The sequence below is a fragment of the Amphritea atlantica genome (assembly GCF_024347255.1).
In the GTDB taxonomy this organism is placed as follows: Bacteria; Pseudomonadota; Gammaproteobacteria; order Pseudomonadales; family Balneatricaceae; genus Amphritea; species Amphritea atlantica.
This window is the reverse complement of record NZ_AP025284.1, coordinates 3348328-3365541: the sequence shown is the minus strand read 5'-3', so window position 1 is coordinate 3365541 and position 17214 is coordinate 3348328. Positions and strand designations below refer to the sequence as shown.

Sequence of the window (17214 nt, the reverse complement as noted above, 5' to 3'; positions counted from 1 at the left end):
GTAAGATGGTTTCGATAGCGCTTTCGCTCTGTGTGGGAGCGACGCCCTCGTCGCGATACGATTGATAGCGATCAAAGGGTCAGAGTCAATGATCTAGCGATCAAAGGGTCAGAGTCAATGATCCAGAATCTACAATGATGAGCCATTTATGGATTGGGCCTGGACTTTGTAAATGGAGATCTCACCGGCAAAATTGTTATAAACTGTGGCAGAATGATTTTACTTTAACCTCAAATCGGTTATCTTCTTCACTCCTCAAAAATCACCCTCACAAGGACAGTGAGTATGTTACTCCCTATGGACAGAGCACGGTTATGTAGTGGCAGCGATCTGACTGCCGAAAAACTCCCCTATGTTCTCCGACCACAGAATGCTCTGAATACTGCCCAACGAATGTGGGCCAATGAGTTTGAACGCTCCAGACTTGTTCGTTTTGACCCGGTATCCCGGCATACCCGCCACAACAGACGCTTACCTTTCCCTTCATCGCTGCAAAACGCTATCCGCACCGGCCAGTTGATACTGCTGCTGGATGATGCCCGCATGATTACGGCACCGGTTGTCAGTCAGCGAAATGGTGAGCTGCAAACATCCGGGTTAGAACGGGAATCACTGATGTTTCGCACCACCATAGAACGGGCGTTGAAACGCAGTAGTTTCAGTAGTGGCAGTGTGAGTACCCCAGATACAGTCACAGACGCTCCAATGAGTTTTGCCGACAGCATCGCAGTCAACAACAGATATTTGTTGGGCGAAGATAAACAAGCCAAAGATAAAGGGGAATCAAAAGACAAAGCTGAAGCAGGGCTGGCTCGTAGTAAGCGGTAGACTGAAGATTTATCCAACTTTGGGACATATCTTAAAGTAATAAGTGATATCACAGCAGACACTATATCTGAGGGAGTCAGTGATTTTGGGGCTGCATTAACCAAAGGAATGGTAACATTCGCTGTTGATGTAAAAGCAGGCGAGAAGTCTGCACAGGAGATGAAAAATTTGCTGGATGTGTACGATAGTCGTACTCAGTTTGCCAGCGACTTCAAAGACGATCTTGCACAAAGCCCATTAACGCAAACGATGGGCGAAGGTGTCTCAAAAATTGATCAGACACTTGGTCTCTCTGATGAAAGTAAAGCTTATATAGGGACCCTTACGGCGGGTTTGCCGTTAGTTAGTAAGCTTGGTAAATTTGTTCCAACCAGCGCGAAACCAGTGGTCACCGCAGAAGCCCGTGTGAATGGATCGGTTTTCCGTGATGTTAACCAGACTGCTCGAATTGAAGCAAATGCTAATAAGCCGACGCTAATATCAGAAAGAGTATTAGCAAAAGAAGCAAAAGCAGGTAAGGAATTACCAAATGGGAATATGGGTACGGCGCATGCTGAGATTGGAGCAATACAGCAAGCAGCGGATGCCGGCAAAACAAAAGGTGCAGATATGTCTATGACGGTATCAGGTAAAGATGTGTGTGGTTATTGTAAGGGGGACATAGCGGCGACAGCAGAAAAAGCTGAGCTGAAGTCGTTAACCATTCAAGCAACTGATGATATAACGGGGTTACCGAAAACGTATCACTGGAAACCCGGAATGAAGTCAATTAAGGTGAAACCATGAATACGATACTAGGCGGCTATATTCTTGATGCGGATTCGGTACGCCAACAACTACCGGCTGTATTTGATCCAAATTATAGCACCATTATGAATGTCCTATCATCCTTGAAGGAGGCAAACGGCGTTATTGGTTTAAGATGTCAGCCGGAGCCAGAAGCTGGACCATACGAACTAATGCTGTATTCCGATGATGGAAACTTTCTTCTTATGCTTAATGAGTTTGATGAAGATGGAGATAGTAGTGTTAGAAGTATTAATAAGTCTGGTTCCGATAGCTCACTAATATCTATTTTGGGAGACCTTTATTCTGCAAAATCTATTACTCGTGATTTTCAACTTGTATGTTCTATTTTTAAAGCGTTTGCAGCTACAGGTAACGTCTCAGAGCTGTTAATGAACTAATCAGCTAAGGGAACTTTGACTGCCCCCAAGACCGTTTCTCTGTGGCCAATTTAGAGTTATTGACCACAGAGAACACCGACTATTTTATTAAATAACCCGACCACTGTTTAAGATACCTTTAGGATCTAACGTGTCTTTAAGCCTGTGCATCAGGGCGATCTCTTCCTTTGTTCTGGAGTGAAGTAAGTACTTTCTCTTTAACACACCGATACCATGCTCGGCAGAAATCGAGCCTTGATATTCACCGACAACCGCCATCATCCTGGCAAAGATCGCCGCTAAATCATCTGCTGATCCCGTACCGGCACAGATATGCAGATTACTGTCACCGATGTGACCAAAAATACGCGGGATCAAAGGGTCAAAGTCATTGATCCAAACGCAGCAGTAATCCATTCTTGACGAGAAAATCATTGGCACCATTGATGAAAGTGAGTTGCTGAAGTATCCCAAAGCAGATGAATCTGTAAGCTAAGGTGAGCGTAAATAAACGAGCAGCGTGTTCCTTTATATCCCTTTATCTCTGTGCCCTCAGTGGTGAATAACCAACTTCGTGTATGAAGATGGTCCTACACGAGCCGCGCTTAAACAGTTTTCTAAAGACTACGTTACTGCACAGGATAGTATTGAACTTGCCGAGTCACTGGCACCGACAGTAGCAGATACGATTCTGACCGTCGTACTGACAGCGGCAACAGGTGTTGGAGGGACAGTTATCGTTGCCAGGGCGGGACAGGCGCTCTTCAAACAACTAGGCAGATTATTAGTCAGTCTTGGTAAGGTGTTGAAAAAGTCTGAACTTTCAAAACACATCGTCAGCAAGCTGAGTAACAAGCCTGAGAGATTTGAAATTCGGCGTCCCGAAGCCCTGAAATTGTCAGAGCCTAAGCGGGTTGAGGGGAATGGTAATGATGGTACGATGGGAGGGGAGAGTGTTGTTCCAGACAGTAAAGGAAGTACACTTATCGATAGTATGGAGCCGGCAGAAGCTAAGAGATATCAAGAATATTGGAATACTGGCGGCGACACTGCTGCTCAAGTGAGTCCGGGTATAAGGGTTTCTCATACTGAAACAGTACCTAGTAGCCGAGCGGGTGAGGTCTATGAGCGAACCACTTATTACGATGAATTTGGACGGCGACGCAAAGTTACCGATTACACAGATCATAGTATGAGTGATGGCCACACTAATCCCCATGACCATTACTATGATGAAGTTTATGATAATGGACTTTATGTCAATAAGAAAATTAAGAATCCTGAAACGGGTTCTACAACTTTTAATCGATGACAGGTAAATATATGAATAATTCGGTTCGAATAAAAGTTTTGGATTTGATTGATAGTGGATACTGGAAAAGTGTGCAGTGGAAAGAATGGGCGGACGCTGTAATATTGAAGTTCGATGAGCCTCCTTATTGGGTAATTGAGTTAAGTATAGTAAAAAACTCAGGGGAAGCTATTTCAATTTTACGAGAAAGTCTGGCTGAGGTTCACTACAAAGACGATATAAATCACAAATCTATCATTCTTGGTTATATGTTTCTTCGGTATAAAGAAAAAGAAATTAATCTTAAGGAGTTTTTAACTTTAGCTTGGCAGGAAACTGAAGCGGAGGAAGATGTTGGTAGCCCTTCAAATTCTGATATTTTTGAAATGTATGAGGCGTGTAATAATTCTTCTGGGGCTGACGAAAAGTTTGAAAGTATAGTTGATCGCGTTTGCAAAAATTTTTCTTATAATGCTGAATGTGCAGCTAAAGCTCTTTTGGAAGTAAATGGCTATAAATAGGATGTTCCAAAAAATTAACTCATTACTAGGGAATTTGTGAGTAAGTTCCTCATGTACTAATTCAGACTTTATCTCTGTGCCCTCAGTGTCCTCTGTGGTGAATTGCCAACTTCGTGTATGAAGATGGTCCTACACGAGCCGCGCTTAAACAGTTTTCAAAAGACTACGTTACTGCACAGGATAGTATTGAACTTGCCGAGTCGCTGGCCCCTACGGTAATAGATACGATTCTGACTGTCGTACTGACAGCGGTAACAGGTGTTGGAGGGGCATTTATCGTTGCTAAGAGGGGACTATCGCTCTTCAAACAACTGGGCAGATTATTAGTCAGTCTTGGTAAAGCTCTGAAAAAGTCTGAACTTTCAAAACGTATCGTCAGCAAGCTGAGTAACAAGCCTGAGAGATTTGAAATTCGGCGTCCCGAAGCCCAGGAATTGTCAGAGCCTAAGCGGGTTGAGGGGAATGGTAATGATGGTACGATGGGAGGGCAGAGTGTTGTTCCTGACAATAGTGTCTCCGGATTAGATAAGTTTTTACCTCAAGGAACATTTGAAAATGGGTTAGATTTACCAGCTACGAGTGTGCCGCATGCTCCTGTTTCTCTGAATAGAAAGCTCCGAGTGTTACAAGATGCACAACAGACAGCAGCTAGGACGGAAACGTTGAAGGATGGGAGAGTTATTTATTATGGGTCAGAGGTTCCTGCCCGTAACCCTGGGTCAACACGAGGGGCTTCTTTAGTGACGGAGTATCAACCAGAAACTGGAAGAGTGCGGCAATACTATGAATCTTATGATCATGATGGGGCTGCTAATCGGGTTCATCCTAAATTGATTGATGGGCAGGTGGTTGATTCACAGCACTATCCACTTACTAAAAAAGAACTGGAAGGTAAATAAGAATATGGTGAGCAATGTTGACACGCTTCAGTTAGAGAAGCTTTTGGGAGAGAACGGGGATATTGATTTTGACGCTCTTGCTGACTGGGCGTACAAAACTAGACTGGATGGGCTTGGCGATTTTCCTAGAGATATTTTAGATGATTTAGAGCAATTAGGAGCCTGCAATATGGGACCAGAATTTGAGTGGTCTCGGCAAGACTTGAGGGCCCTGCTAGGGAAGTTGCGAATAAGCTCCTCCTCTTGAGATAATCTGCGATGCAACCTTCTCAGAGATAAGCCACGGATCATCAGCTCACTTTCGCCGACAGCGAGTTCAGTCGAATCAAAGGGGCAGAGTCATTGATCTAAACGCAGCAGTAATCCATTCTTGACGAGAAAATTACTGGCACTATTGATGAAAGTGAGTTGCTGGAGTCTCTCAAAGCAGATGAATCTGTAAGATAAGGGGAGCGTAAATAAACGAGCTTTATCTCTGTGCCCTCAGTGTCCTCTGTGGTGAGCTTTTATATGCATGAAGCAGATTTGCACAGAGAACACTGAAGTTGGTCACACAGATTTATTTACCGGGTTGGGATCATCTGTCAGGCCAGTTCAGTTTCGCCCACGGCAGCTTCAAGAAAGCTTTCCCAGGGCGCTTCGATAATCTGAATCTTCTTCAGTTTACAGAAGCGGCGTTCTTTATCGGTCGGTTCTTCAATGAATACCCAGCCCGCCTGTTCACTATCGGCGGCGTAGATAATATCTCCCATTACCATCCGCTCGGTATCCCGGGTGAAGCGCATGCCAAGAAACAGATACTGTTTGTTCTGCCGGTAGAGCTTAATAAATTCTGGTACGGCGAAACCACCCATCAGTTCGGTAATGTAATCAACAAAGTCGGCATCGGAGGCGATGAAGTTGGCTTCGGGCACCGGACAGCCCAGCGGTTTAAAGAGAATAGGCAGGCCGGCCATCACTTTGCTCTGTTCGATCTCGGTGTATGTCTCACCATCAAAGTTAAATATCTTATAGCGGTAGTCTGTGCCTGCTACGCGGGAGAGACCCTGTATCAGTATGTGCTGACGGTTTTGATAGAGATCGATTAATTGTGTGTCCCTGTTTATATCCACCACCCAGCCTGGGTTTATATCTGCCAGCCATTGATGGAGTTTGGCGGTGGTCCATTGCTTATTCAGGTAGGTGTCATTAAAGAAGCGGGTTATAAAGCTGCGGCCCTTTTTGTTTTCAAGGTTCATCGCCGCGCGTGGGAATTCATACATCAGACGGGGAGCCATCGGCTGACCATTGTTCATCGCCAGAATCAGACTGTCACTGTCAGCTGGCATCGGCGTTTTATCTGCAACATTTGTGACATCGGCCAGCGCGCCTGCGCCCAGATAGGGAACTATCTTTCCCGACTTAATCCCCTCGACTAATTTACTGTACATATCGTTCACCCATGGCTGATTAATTTAAGTGTTGTTGCTCTGCATATTAAGGACAGAGCAAATTTGAATTAAACAGAGCTGTTGCAATAGTCAGGCCATCGCTGGATTGATGATGGTTTTATGCCATTTATCCGGGCAGATTCAGTGCTGTGCTTCTGTTTGAGCCAGAAAAGATCTGTACGGCGCCGCTGTCACTGCGGTGATCGCTTATGCAACGGCTGGAGCAGGGCGATGTGATAAATGTGACATTGATACGTCTGACAAAACCCTTATTTTTTTGTTGGTATTGCAACAGTAACCCCGCCAATTGTTGTTACTAACACAGACAATGTCTGTTATTCAGAATGCTTCTTAAAATAAATAATTATTTAAAAACAATTATTTATAGGTTTTTTTCTTGGTTGGTACAAAGTTCGCAACAGTGGATGTGAGTTTTCGGGTCAGAACAATTGTGTCTGGCTCAGGCAATCTAAGTTCTAACGCTGAGGAGCAAGATTATGGCTATGCGTCAATGTGCAATCTACGGAAAAGGCGGCATCGGTAAGTCGACTACTACCCAGAACCTGGTAGCAGCACTGGCTGAAGCAGGTAAAAAAGTAATGATCGTAGGATGCGACCCTAAAGCGGATTCTACTCGACTGATTCTGCATTCTAAAGCGCAGAACACCATCATGGAGATGGCTGCTGAAGCAGGTACTGTTGAAGATCTGGAACTGGAAGATGTGCTTAAAGCCGGTTACGGCGACATTAAGTGTGTTGAGTCCGGTGGTCCTGAGCCAGGTGTTGGTTGTGCGGGTCGTGGTGTAATCACCGCTATCAACTTCCTTGAAGAGGAAGGTGCCTACGAAGAAGATCTGGACTTTGTTTTCTACGACGTACTGGGTGACGTGGTATGTGGTGGTTTCGCTATGCCAATCCGCGAAAACAAAGCTCAGGAAATCTACATCGTATGTTCCGGTGAGATGATGGCGATGTACGCTGCTAACAACATCTCTAAAGGTATCGTGAAGTACGCTAACTCCGGTAGCGTGCGTCTTGCTGGTCTGATCTGTAACAGCCGTAACACAGCTCGTGAAGACGAACTGATTATGGAGCTGGCACGTCAACTGGGCACTCAGATGATCCACTTCGTTCCACGCGACAACGTCGTACAGCGTGCTGAGATTCGCCGTATGACCGTTATCGAATACGATCCAAAAGCTAAGCAGGCTGATGAGTATCGTGCGCTGGCTCAGAAGATCATCGACAACAGCATGTTCGTTATTCCTACGCCAATCACTATGGATGCGCTGGAAGATCTGTTGATGGACTTCGGTCTGATGGATGAAGAAGACGAAAGCATTATCGGTAAAACTGCTACAGAAGAGTAATTCACTCTTCTGAGTCGTGGTTTTGCTATTGACGGGTATGGAGCGGATTAGCTTCTACCCGCAAACTAAAATGTAAGGAGACAGCTATGTCTACCATGTCACGCGACGAGACCGAAGCGCTTATTCAGGAAGTGCTGGATGTCTATCCTGCTAAAGCTAAGAAAGATCGTGAAAAGCATCTTGCTGTTAACGATCAGGAAGTTGAGCAGTCTAAAAAATGTATTACCTCTAACAAGAAGTCCCTGCCAGGTGTGATGACCGTTCGTGGTTGTGCCTATGCAGGTTCTAAAGGTGTGGTCTGGGGTCCTATCAAGGATATGATCCACATCTCTCACGGACCTGTTGGTTGTGGTCAGTACTCCCGTAACGGTCGCCGTAACTACTATATCGGTACCACCGGCATTAACGCCTTCGTTACCATGAACTTTACCTCAGATTTCCAGGAAAAAGACATCGTATTCGGTGGCGACAAGAAGCTGGGTAAGCTGCTGGAAGAGGTGGAAACCCTGTTCCCGCTGAACAAAGGTGTATCTATTCAGTCTGAGTGTCCTATCGGTCTGATCGGTGATGACATCGAAGCGGTTGCAAAGAAAGCAACAGCGAATACCGGTAAAACCGTTGTACCAGTCCGTTGTGAAGGTTTCCGCGGTGTATCTCAGTCTCTGGGCCACCACATTGCGAACGATGCAGTTCGTGACTGGGCACTGGATAAGCGGGACGACGACGATAGCTTTGAAACCACAAAATATGATGTCGCTATTATCGGTGACTATAACATCGGTGGTGATGCCTGGTCTTCCCGTATTCTGCTGGAAGAGATGGGTCTGCGCGTGGTTGCTCAATGGTCTGGTGACGGCACCATCGCTGAGATGGAGCTGACCCCTAAGGTTAAACTGAACCTTGTTCACTGCTACCGCTCGATGAACTACATCTCTCGTCATATGGAAGAGAAGTACGGCATCCCCTGGATGGAGTACAACTTCTTCGGTCCGACTAAGACTGATGAATCCCTGCGTAAGATCGCTGCGTTCTTTGATGAAACGATTCAGCAGAAAGCTGAAGAGGTTATCGCGAAGTACAAGCTGGAATACCAGAGCGTCATTGAAAAGTACCGTCCTCGTCTGGAAGGTAAGCGCGTCATGCTTTACATCGGTGGTCTGCGTCCACGTCACGTTATCGGGGCGTACGAAGATCTGGGTATGGAAGTGGTAGGTACCGGTTATGAGTTTGCTCATAACGATGACTACGACCGCACCATCAAAGAGATGGGCAACGCGACCCTGCTTTACGATGACGTAACCGGTTACGAATTCGAAGAGTTTGTTAAGAAAGTTAAGCCAGACCTGATCGGTTCAGGTATCAAAGAGAAGTATATCTTCCAGAAGATGGGTGTTCCTTTCCGTCAGATGCACAGCTGGGATTATTCCGGTCCTTACCACGGTTATGATGGCTTCGCTATCTTTGCCCGCGATATGGACATGACTCTGAATAACCCATGTTGGAAGAAGCTTCAGGCGCCCTGGCAGGTAGAAGACTCTGCTGAAGAAGCAGTGGCTGCAAGCGCTTAAGTTGATATCAGAGGTTCGCGGTGGCGACAGTATATAACGATCCATTCTTATACCCAGCGCCGTGAGCCATCTACCCCATTTTAACCCGTATGTTCACAGATTAGTGGCGCGGGAGGAGAGATTCAAATGAGTCAATCAGTTGATAATATCAAACCAAGTTATCCGCTGTTCCTGGAAGATGATTACCAGGACATGCTGGCGAAGAAGCGTGATAACTTCGAGGAAAAACATCCTCAGGACAAGATCGATGAAGTGTTTCAGTGGACCACCACTGAAGAGTATCAGGAGCTTAACTTCCAGCGTGAAGCGCTGACCGTTAACCCTGCTAAAGCGTGTCAGCCACTGGGTGCTGTTCTCTGTGCACTGGGTTTTGAAAAAACCCTGCCCTATGTTCACGGTTCTCAGGGGTGTGTTGCTTACTTCCGCAGCTATTTTAACCGCCACTTCAAAGAGCCAGTCTCCTGTGTATCTGACTCAATGACTGAGGATGCCGCTGTATTTGGTGGTCAGAAAAACATGTATGACGGTCTGGAAAATGCTCAGGCATTGTACAAGCCGGATATGATTGCGGTTTCGACTACCTGTATGGCTGAGGTTATCGGTGATGACCTTAACGCCTTTATCGGTAACGCCCGTAAAGAGGGTCATGTTGCAGAAGACTATCCTGTCCCATTCGCTCATACGCCAAGTTTTGTGGGTAGCCACACCACTGGCTGGGACAACATGTTTGAAGGGATTGCACGTTACTTCACCCTGAACTACATGGAAGACAAGGTTGTCGGCAGCAACGGTAAGATCAACCTGGTACCGGGTTTTGAAACCTATCTGGGTAACTTCCGTGTAATGAAGCGCATGATGGCTGATATGGATGTTGATTGCACTCTGCTGTCTGATCCTACTGAGGTGCTGGATACCCCTGCAGACGGTGAATTCCGTATGTATTCCGGTGGCACCACTCAGGATGAGATCAAGGATGCTCCTAATGCTGTTAACACTATTCTGTTGCAGCCATGGCAACTGACCAAGACCAAGAAGCTGGCAACCCTGACCTGGAAGCATGAGGTTCCTAAACTGAATATTCCAATGGGTCTGGACTGGACGGATGAGTTCCTGATGGCTGTTTCCAAGGCCACCGGTAAGCCCATCAGCAAGGCGCTTGAAACTGAGCGTGGTCGTCTGGTTGATGCGATGACCGATTCTCACACCTGGCTGCACGGCAAGAAATTTGCCCTGTATGGTGATGCAGACTTCGTCATGGGCCTGACCAAGTTCCTGCTGGAACTGGGGGCTGAGCCTACTCACATCCTGTGTAACCATGCGAACAAACGCTGGAAAAAAGCGATGGAAGCTATCCTTGCTGAATCTCCATTCGGCGCGGATTGTGAAGTGCATATTGGTAAGGATTTGTGGCACATGCGTTCCCTGTGCTTTACCAAGAAGCCTGACTTCCTGATCGGTAACTCTTACGGCAAGGATATCTCCCGGGATACTCTCTATAAGGGCAAAGAGTTCGAGGTGCCACTGATCCGTCTAGGCTTCCCGATCTTCGACCGTCATCACCTGCATCGTCAGACTACCCTGGGTTACGAAGGTGCCATGCAGATGTTAACCACTATCGTTAACGCTGTTCTGGACCGTCTCGACGACGAAACCCGTGGTATGCAGACCACAGACTTCAACTACGACCTGGTGCGTTAAGCGCCGGTCCGGTTGAAAGTCGATGGCCTGTACGAGCCTGATATCGACACGACTCGTACCTGCCGGGATTGACGTGACCCGGATTGCTCTGCGCAGTCCGGGTTATCCGGTCGGTATTTCCCCTGAGTACGTGACGATCTCATATTCAATCAGTCCATCCTCACCGGGGCAGGAGGCTGCCCCGGAATGTCTGAACTTCTGATATTGGAGAGTAACGATGCCTAGTGTGATGATAAGGAAGGATAACGAGGGAAAAATGACCCTCTATGTTGCTAAAAAAGATCAGGAAGATGAGATCTCATCAATCGAATTTGAATCTGCTGATAAGTGGGGCGGGTTAATTGAGATGACCGATGGCACGAAATATTTTATCGAACCCCTCGATGCCATGCCAAAACTCCCGATCACCCTGCGTGCCCGCAGAGGCTGAGGAGGTGTTGCTATGTCTGCTCAAATATCCAATGAAGTTGCTCTGCGAATAGGTCTGGCTGCCCGGGCGTTACCGGACACCGATGCCCGACGCCTGATGACCGTGCTGGTTGATGCTGTCGGCTTGCCGATCACAGAAACTAAACTGGCGAGGCTGAAAGTCAATAAACTGCGAACGGCATCCTCAGGTGAACTGGAAGATATTGAAGTCAGCTTTATGAAAAAGGCTGTCAATCTGCTGAAAGGGATTGGCGTAACGGTTGATGCAGAACCGCTACCCGAAACAACTCCTTATAGCGAAGGTGATATGCCCGGTTCAATACGGGTTGCCTGCGCGTCTAATAATGCCACCGCGATGGATGGCCATTTTGGTTCCTGTTCCCGCTATCTTATCTATCAGGTTTCTGGCCAGGAATACCGGCTGATCGAGATTCGTGAAGCGAATATACCTAAAGATGCTGAAGATAAAAACGTTGTTCGCGCCGGGCTGATCAGTGATTGTCAGTTGCTGTATACGGTATCGGTGGGGGGGCCTGCTGCGGCCAAAGTGATTCGCACCGGAGTGCTTCCCATCAAAATGCCGGATGGCGGCGACAGTGTTGAGATGATGCAGAATCTGGTATCCGTTATTGCCGGCACCCCGCCTCCCTGGCTGGCTAAAGTGATGGGTGTCGCGCCCGAAGAGCGGGTTCGCTTCGCTCAGGGTGAGGAGGTCGAGTAATGATCAGTCAGCAGCAGTTAGATCAAATCCATGATTTTGTCATGTCATCTGATATAGGCGAAGAACTGATATCTGCGCTGAAACAACAGCATCCTGATCTCCATTTCAGCTGGTGCTTTGATGATGATATCGGTGCGACCGCAAAGCCTTACCGCGAGAGTAACGGATTCAATCTCTATCTGGTGAACTCTGAAAACCATTGTTCCTGCCTGAGCAATGATCCGGACAGTTCCAGCGGAGTGGTGATCGCCGAGGTGATTGATGATGAATGAAAGCGGAGATCAGACACCCCTTGCGGATTGTCGTAGTTGCCGCTTTAAAGCCAGTTTATTGCTGAGTGGCCGCTGTATTCCGGGGGATATCTGTGTGGTGGCGCACAGTGGCCGTCAGATCGACCGTTTTCTGCGGGTCAATCCGGAACTGGCCGTGACCTTTTTGCAGGATAGTTTCTGGGAACGCAGAGCGATCGCGGTGCGCTATTCGCCGTTGCCCTATCTGGAGAAGATGATCAGTGATCCCGATGAAGCGGTGCGACGGGCGGTGGCGTATCGACTGCCCCGGGATCAGCTTTATCGTCTGATCGATGATGAAGATCGTGAAGTGCGTATCACCGTGGCGGACCGTATCCGGCCGGAGCAGCTGGAACAGATGGCCGATGACAAAGATTATCTGGTGCGTGCCTACGTTGCCCAGCGGATGCCCGTGGGACGTTTATTCAGGATGATCCGCGACCCGGACCGACAGGTCAGAAAGATTGTTGCCAGACGGCTGCCTCCGGTTAGCCTGGGGCTGATGGTCAGGGATCCCGAAGCGGAAGTCAGGCGCATTGTGGCTGAACGGCTGGCGCCTGATGAGATGGAGCTGATGCTGGAAGATTCTGACTGGACGGTAAGGCTGACCGCTGCGATGCGTGCTCCGGTTGAGATGCTGGAAGGGTTGACCGATGACCCGGATCCCGAGGTCAGCAGCCTGGTGAAAGAGCGTTTGGCGGCTGCACAACAGAGCGACTGAGCGGATATTTGCCGGGTGACGGATGGCAAAACGTCGGAAGTCCGATTGTGGGTGTTTTGTCGTGTTTATAACAATCGATTTTTACGGTCTTTTAAAATCAATAAGTTATCTGTGGTACGTCTGTTGCAGTCTCTTGTGTAAAAGCGTGTAAAAGCTGGATTGAAAATATCCAGCTGTGTGCCTGTACAGACCCGGAGGTTTATATGAAAGCAAAAGATATCGCCGAACTACTTGATGAGCCGGCCTGTGAGCACAACAAAAAAGAGAAGTCGGGTTGTGCCAAACCTAAGCCTGGCGCCTCAGCCGGCGGTTGTGCTTTTGATGGTGCCCAGATCGCTTTGCTGCCAATCGCCGATGTTGCACATATCGTGCATGGGCCGATCGCCTGTGCTGGCAGTTCCTGGGATAACCGCGGCACCCGCTCCAGTGGTCCACAACTGTATCGCATCGGCATGACGACGGATCTGACCGAACAGGATGTGATTATGGGACGGGGCGAGAAGCGCCTGTTCCATTCGATTAAACAGGCGGTTGAACAGCACCATCCCGCGGCGGTGTTTGTCTATAACACCTGTGTGCCTGCGCTGGTGGGGGATGATGTTGATGCGGTCTGTAAAGCAGCCAGCGAACAGTGGGGCACGCCGGTGGTTCCCATCGATGGCGCAGGTTTCTACGGCACTAAGAATCTTGGCAACCGTATCGCCGGCGAGGCGATGGTAAAACATGTGATCGGCACCCGCGAGCCTGAAGCAGCTCCCGAACCTCCCATTCCCGGCATCAAAATCCACAGCGTCAATCTGGTCGGTGAATACAATATTGCCGGTGAGTTCTGGCATGTCCTGCCGCTGCTGGATGAACTGGGAATCCGGGTGCTCTGTACTCTGTCCGGGGATGCCCGCTTCCATGAAGTGCAGTCTATGCACCGGGCGGAAGTCAATATGATGGTGTGCTCCAAGGCGATGGTGAATGTCGCCCGTAAACTTCAGGACAAGTACGGTACCCCCTGGTTTGAAGGAAGCTTTTACGGTATTTCCGACACCTCACAGGCACTGCGGGATTTTGCCCGTCTGATCAATGATGCGGATCTGACCGAACGCACCGAAGCGCTGATTGCGCGGGAAGAAGCGAAAGTCAGAGCTGCGCTGGAACCCTGGCGCGAACGGCTACAGGGCAAACGGGTGTTGCTCTATACCGGTGGGGTGAAATCCTGGTCTGTGGTCTCCGCCCTGCAGGATCTGGGTATGGTCGTGGTGGCCACCGGTACGAAGAAATTGACTGAAGAGGATAAGGCCCGGATTCGTGAGCTGATGGGTGAAGACACGAAGATGATCGACGAAGGTGGTGCGAAGGAGCTGATCAGTATTGTCCATGAATACAAGGCTGACATTCTGATCGCCGGTGGTCGCAACCTCTATACCGCCCTGAAAGCACGGATTCCATTTCTCGATATTAATCAGGAGCGGGAGTTTGGCTACGCTGGATATGACGGCATGCTGGAGCTGGTTAAGCAACTGGCGATCACCATTGAAAGCCCGATCTGGTCGGCGGTGAGAGATCCGGCCCCCTGGGAAGAGATGCCCAGTGAGGCGGAGCTGTTAATCGCAGAGGGGGTATAAGTGATGGCGATTCTGGAAAAACGCAAAAAAGCGCTGTCGGTTAATCCACTGAAAGCCAGCCAGACCATGGGAGCCACCCTGGCGTTTCTCGGTTTTAACCGGGCGATGCCGTTGATGCATGGTAGTCAGGGGTGTACCGCTTTTGCCAAGGTATTCTTTGTACGTCACTTTCGTGAACCTATCCCTTTGCAAACCACCGCCATGGATCAGGTCAGTTCGGTGATGGGGGCGGATGAAAATGTGGTTGAAGCGCTGCAAACCATCGCCGAAAAACAGTCTCCGGCGATTATTGGGGTGTGCTCCACCGGTCTGGCTGAAACCCAGGGTTGTGATATGACGCTGGCGATTAATGAGTTCAGGTCACGCTATCCGCAATATGCAAAAGTAGCGGTGGTTAAGGTTAATACCCCAGACTTCAGCGGTTGTTTCGAGACCGGTTATGCCGCCGCGGTAACCGCCATTATTGATCAGTTGATTGAGCCCTCAGAAAGGGCTGGAACCCGTGCACGCCAGGTTAATGTGCTCTGCGGTAGTCATCTGACACCCGGAGATCTTGAGTTTGTTATCGACAGTATCGAGAGCTTTGGCCTGCGGCCCCTGCTGATGCCTGATCTGTCGCGTTCTCTGGATGGGCATCTGCCCGAAGAGGAGTACAGCGCACTGACCACCGGGGGGCTGACAATAGATGAGTTGGCGCTTGTAGGAGAGAGTGGCGCCACGCTGGTAATCGGATCATCTCTGGCACAGGCAGGGAAAAAGCTTGAAGAGAAAACCGGGGTTAAGAGCCAGGTTTTCCCGCATCTGCATACCATTAAACAGGTTGATAACTGGTTTATGGCATTGTCAGAGCTATCGGGTATGCCGGTTCCTAACCGCTGGCGCCGTCAGCGTCGTCAGTTGCAGGACGCGATGCTGGATACCCACTTTATGCTGGGGCAGCTGCGGGTTGGGATTGCCACAGACCCTGATCTGTTGCTGGCCATGCATGATCTGATTGCATCGATGGGTGGCGACGTAGTTGCTGCCGTGACCCCGGATAAAGGACCCGCGCTGGAGCAACTGACCCTTGAAACGGTTAAGAAAGGGGATCTGGAAGATCTGGAATATCAGGCACGGCAACATCACGCCGAGTTTTTGATTGGCAATAGTCATCTGCATGAGTGTGCGGAACGACTGCATATGCCGCACCTCAGAATTGGCTTTCCTCAGTACGACTATCTGGGGGGCTTCAACCGCGTCTGGGTCGGTTATCGCGGGATTCAGCAGGCACTGTTTGATATCGCCAATATGCGGCTGAGTCAGCATGAGGAGATCCCCACCTACCATTCACCTTTGTCGCAAAAACGTGATGAAGACAATATTTTAAGACAACAACAGGGAGTCTGACATGGTTCCTGTGTCACGCCATCTGCATGTTATCCGCGAGGGGGAAACGCCTTATATGATCCGTGTCGCGTTTGCGACAAACGATGGTGAAACGGTCAATGAGCATTTTGGTTCGGCGCGATCCTTTTCGATCTACGGTGTCACCACGGACCGGTGTGATCTGCTATCGGTGGCTGAGTTTACCCTTGATTCCAGTGAGGAGGACCGGCTCCAGGCACGGATTGAGTTTCTCTCAGGCTGCGCAGCGGTTTACAGCTATGCCTGTGGTGCGGCAGCGATTCGGCGGCTGATTGCCAAAGGCATACAACCGATCAGGGTATCAGAGGAAGCCAGTATTACCGATCTGTTAAAGGCGCTGCAACGTGAGATTGAACGCGGCCCGGGTAGCTGGCTGGCGAAAGCGATTGCCCGGCAGCAACTGCTCTTGAAGTCACCACCAGGCTATTCCGAAGCGGATAGCTGGGAGGAGTAAAGCTGAAAAAGAGCGTTAACCATTAGTCAGCAAGCTGCTCCGGCAGCTTGATGCCAACCCTCAAATTTTTGGAGATTATTATGAATGAAGCGCTGTGTATTGAACCGGGAAATGAGCTGATGGACAGCCCTTTCGTCAAGCAGATGATCGTTCAGCTGCGGGCTGTTGACAGCTATGGCACCTATGATGACTGGAGCAATGAAAAAGTGCTTGATCCTCTGATTCTGACAAAAGCCCGTCGTCGGGAGATCCCGGTGGTGGGTGACCCGGATGAGATCGTGGTGGCACGGGTTAAGGCGTATTACAACGCCCTCTCTGTGCGTATCGAGCAGGAGTGCGGCATGATGGCAGCCCCCATGATCAACCTCAGCCATGAAGGCTTTGGCCGGGCGCTGATCATGGTGGGTAAACTGATTGTGGCGGATAAGGTATTGCGTGATGTGCATCGTTTTGGTTTTGAGTCCCTGGAAAAACTCAATGAGGAAGCCTGCAAAATAATTGATAAAGCACTGGCAACCATCGAAACCTTTAAAGATGCAGCGAAAGCATAATTCGTTAAAGAGATTGATTCAGGAGGGAGAGCAATGACAGATGAAGCGCTGAAAGATCTGCAAAAAAATGCGCGCAAAGCCAAGCGAATCGCTACAGAGTGGGCATCACAGATGCATGACCTGGTTGAAGATCAGCTATGGACCGATTATGAGCGTTTACCCGAGTTGGCGGATAAAACCCTGGCTGCCTGTCAGGCCTGGAAAGAGGCGCAGGAAAAGCTGGAAGCTGCTCAGTAAAAGATTAACCGTATTTAGAG

At 48.9% G+C, this 17214-nt stretch carries 21 protein-coding genes; 19 read left to right on the top strand and 2 right to left on the bottom strand.

Going from position 1 to position 17214, the window contains the following annotated elements; all coding sequences use genetic code 11:
- Positions 1 to 285 precede the first annotated feature (285 nt).
- From OCU43_RS15540 to OCU43_RS15530, 3 genes are all read left to right on the top strand, one after another.
- On the top strand, positions 286 to 828 hold the full coding sequence (locus OCU43_RS15540) for a hypothetical protein (protein WP_139203151.1): 543 nt from the start codon (positions 286 to 288) through the stop codon (positions 826 to 828).
- Between the two features lie 108 nt (positions 829 to 936).
- Complete coding sequence (locus OCU43_RS15535; protein ID WP_175483470.1) at positions 937 to 1614, top strand: cytidine deaminase-like fold-containing protein; 678 nt, start codon at positions 937 to 939, stop codon at positions 1612 to 1614.
- The gene (locus OCU43_RS15530; protein ID WP_091356283.1) at positions 1611 to 2015 is read left to right on the top strand and encodes a DUF6911 family protein; all 405 of its coding nucleotides are present in this window, start codon (positions 1611 to 1613) and stop codon (positions 2013 to 2015) included. Before OCU43_RS15535 ends, OCU43_RS15530 begins: the two co-directional genes overlap by 4 nt.
- A gap of 87 nt (positions 2016 to 2102) precedes the next feature.
- Here the strand turns inward: OCU43_RS15530 and OCU43_RS15525 are convergent, their stop codons facing one another.
- The gene (locus tag OCU43_RS15525) at positions 2103 to 2468 is read right to left on the bottom strand and encodes an FAD-linked oxidase C-terminal domain-containing protein (RefSeq protein WP_245756529.1); all 366 of its coding nucleotides are present in this window, start codon (positions 2466 to 2468) and stop codon (positions 2103 to 2105) included.
- Positions 2469 to 2568: 100 nt separating this feature from the next.
- Here OCU43_RS15525 and OCU43_RS15520 point away from each other — a divergent pair, with 100 nt between their 5' ends.
- The 3 genes from OCU43_RS15520 to OCU43_RS15510 all read left to right on the top strand — a co-directional run bounded on the left by OCU43_RS15520 (position 2569) and on the right by OCU43_RS15510 (position 4705).
- Positions 2569 to 3306: a hypothetical protein gene (locus OCU43_RS15520; protein WP_091356289.1), complete on the top strand. Its 738-nt coding sequence runs from the start codon at positions 2569 to 2571 to the stop codon at positions 3304 to 3306.
- 11 nt (positions 3307 to 3317) lie between these two features.
- Positions 3318 to 3806 carry a hypothetical protein gene (locus tag OCU43_RS15515; protein WP_091356292.1) on the top strand — a complete coding sequence of 163 codons (489 nt, stop codon included), beginning with the start codon at positions 3318 to 3320 and terminating at the stop codon, positions 3804 to 3806.
- 113 nt (positions 3807 to 3919) lie between these two features.
- On the top strand, positions 3920 to 4705 hold the full coding sequence (locus tag OCU43_RS15510; protein WP_091356295.1) for a hypothetical protein: 786 nt from the start codon (positions 3920 to 3922) through the stop codon (positions 4703 to 4705).
- Between the two features lie 584 nt (positions 4706 to 5289).
- On the opposite strand, the gene OCU43_RS15505 is transcribed toward OCU43_RS15510, so the two are convergent.
- A complete protein-coding gene (locus OCU43_RS15505; protein WP_091356302.1) occupies positions 5290 to 6135 on the bottom strand; it encodes an SIR2 family protein in 846 nt (281 codons plus the stop codon).
- Positions 6136 to 6632: 497 nt separating this feature from the next.
- Here OCU43_RS15505 and nifH point away from each other — a divergent pair, with 497 nt between their 5' ends.
- The 13 genes from nifH (at position 6633) to OCU43_RS15440 (ending at position 17194) form a co-directional block, all read left to right on the top strand.
- The gene (nifH, locus tag OCU43_RS15500) at positions 6633 to 7505 is read left to right on the top strand and encodes a nitrogenase iron protein (protein ID WP_091356304.1); all 873 of its coding nucleotides are present in this window, start codon (positions 6633 to 6635) and stop codon (positions 7503 to 7505) included.
- 86 nt (positions 7506 to 7591) lie between these two features.
- Positions 7592 to 9073, top strand: a complete 1482-nt coding sequence (gene nifD, locus OCU43_RS15495; protein WP_091356307.1) for a nitrogenase molybdenum-iron protein alpha chain — start codon at positions 7592 to 7594, stop codon at positions 9071 to 9073.
- 126 nt (positions 9074 to 9199) lie between these two features.
- Positions 9200 to 10771, top strand: a complete 1572-nt coding sequence (nifK, locus tag OCU43_RS15490; protein WP_091356309.1) for a nitrogenase molybdenum-iron protein subunit beta — start codon at positions 9200 to 9202, stop codon at positions 10769 to 10771.
- Between the two features lie 22 nt (positions 10772 to 10793).
- Positions 10794 to 10973 (top strand): hypothetical protein, encoded by a 180-nt coding sequence (locus OCU43_RS15485; RefSeq protein ID WP_261832935.1) that lies wholly within the window; start codon positions 10794 to 10796, stop codon positions 10971 to 10973.
- A 15-nt stretch (positions 10974 to 10988) separates the two neighbouring features.
- Positions 10989 to 11201 carry a putative nitrogen fixation protein NifT gene (gene nifT, locus OCU43_RS15480; protein ID WP_091356312.1) on the top strand — a complete coding sequence of 71 codons (213 nt, stop codon included), beginning with the start codon at positions 10989 to 10991 and terminating at the stop codon, positions 11199 to 11201.
- 12 nt (positions 11202 to 11213) lie between these two features.
- Positions 11214 to 11921: a dinitrogenase iron-molybdenum cofactor biosynthesis protein gene (locus tag OCU43_RS15475; protein WP_091356313.1), complete on the top strand. Its 708-nt coding sequence runs from the start codon at positions 11214 to 11216 to the stop codon at positions 11919 to 11921.
- Positions 11921 to 12193 carry a DUF6129 family protein gene (locus tag OCU43_RS15470; protein ID WP_091356316.1) on the top strand — a complete coding sequence of 91 codons (273 nt, stop codon included), beginning with the start codon at positions 11921 to 11923 and terminating at the stop codon, positions 12191 to 12193. Before OCU43_RS15475 ends, OCU43_RS15470 begins: the two co-directional genes overlap by 1 nt.
- A complete protein-coding gene (locus tag OCU43_RS15465) occupies positions 12183 to 12932 on the top strand; it encodes a 4Fe4S-binding leucine-rich repeat protein (RefSeq protein WP_091356319.1) in 750 nt (249 codons plus the stop codon). Before OCU43_RS15470 ends, OCU43_RS15465 begins: the two co-directional genes overlap by 11 nt.
- A gap of 203 nt (positions 12933 to 13135) precedes the next feature.
- Entirely contained in the window at positions 13136 to 14548 is a 1413-nt protein-coding gene (gene nifE, locus OCU43_RS15460) for a nitrogenase iron-molybdenum cofactor biosynthesis protein NifE (RefSeq protein WP_261832934.1), read from the top strand.
- Between the two features lie 3 nt (positions 14549 to 14551).
- A complete protein-coding gene (gene nifN / locus OCU43_RS15455) occupies positions 14552 to 15934 on the top strand; it encodes a nitrogenase iron-molybdenum cofactor biosynthesis protein NifN (RefSeq protein ID WP_091357112.1) in 1383 nt (460 codons plus the stop codon).
- A 1-nt stretch (position 15935) separates the two neighbouring features.
- The gene (locus OCU43_RS15450) at positions 15936 to 16406 is read left to right on the top strand and encodes a NifB/NifX family molybdenum-iron cluster-binding protein (protein ID WP_091356325.1); all 471 of its coding nucleotides are present in this window, start codon (positions 15936 to 15938) and stop codon (positions 16404 to 16406) included.
- Positions 16407 to 16486: 80 nt separating this feature from the next.
- Entirely contained in the window at positions 16487 to 16957 is a 471-nt protein-coding gene (locus tag OCU43_RS15445; protein ID WP_091357114.1) for a NifX-associated nitrogen fixation protein, read from the top strand.
- 33 nt (positions 16958 to 16990) lie between these two features.
- The gene (locus OCU43_RS15440; RefSeq protein WP_091356328.1) at positions 16991 to 17194 is read left to right on the top strand and encodes a CCE_0567 family metalloprotein; all 204 of its coding nucleotides are present in this window, start codon (positions 16991 to 16993) and stop codon (positions 17192 to 17194) included.
- The last annotated feature ends 20 nt before the right edge of the window (positions 17195 to 17214 follow it).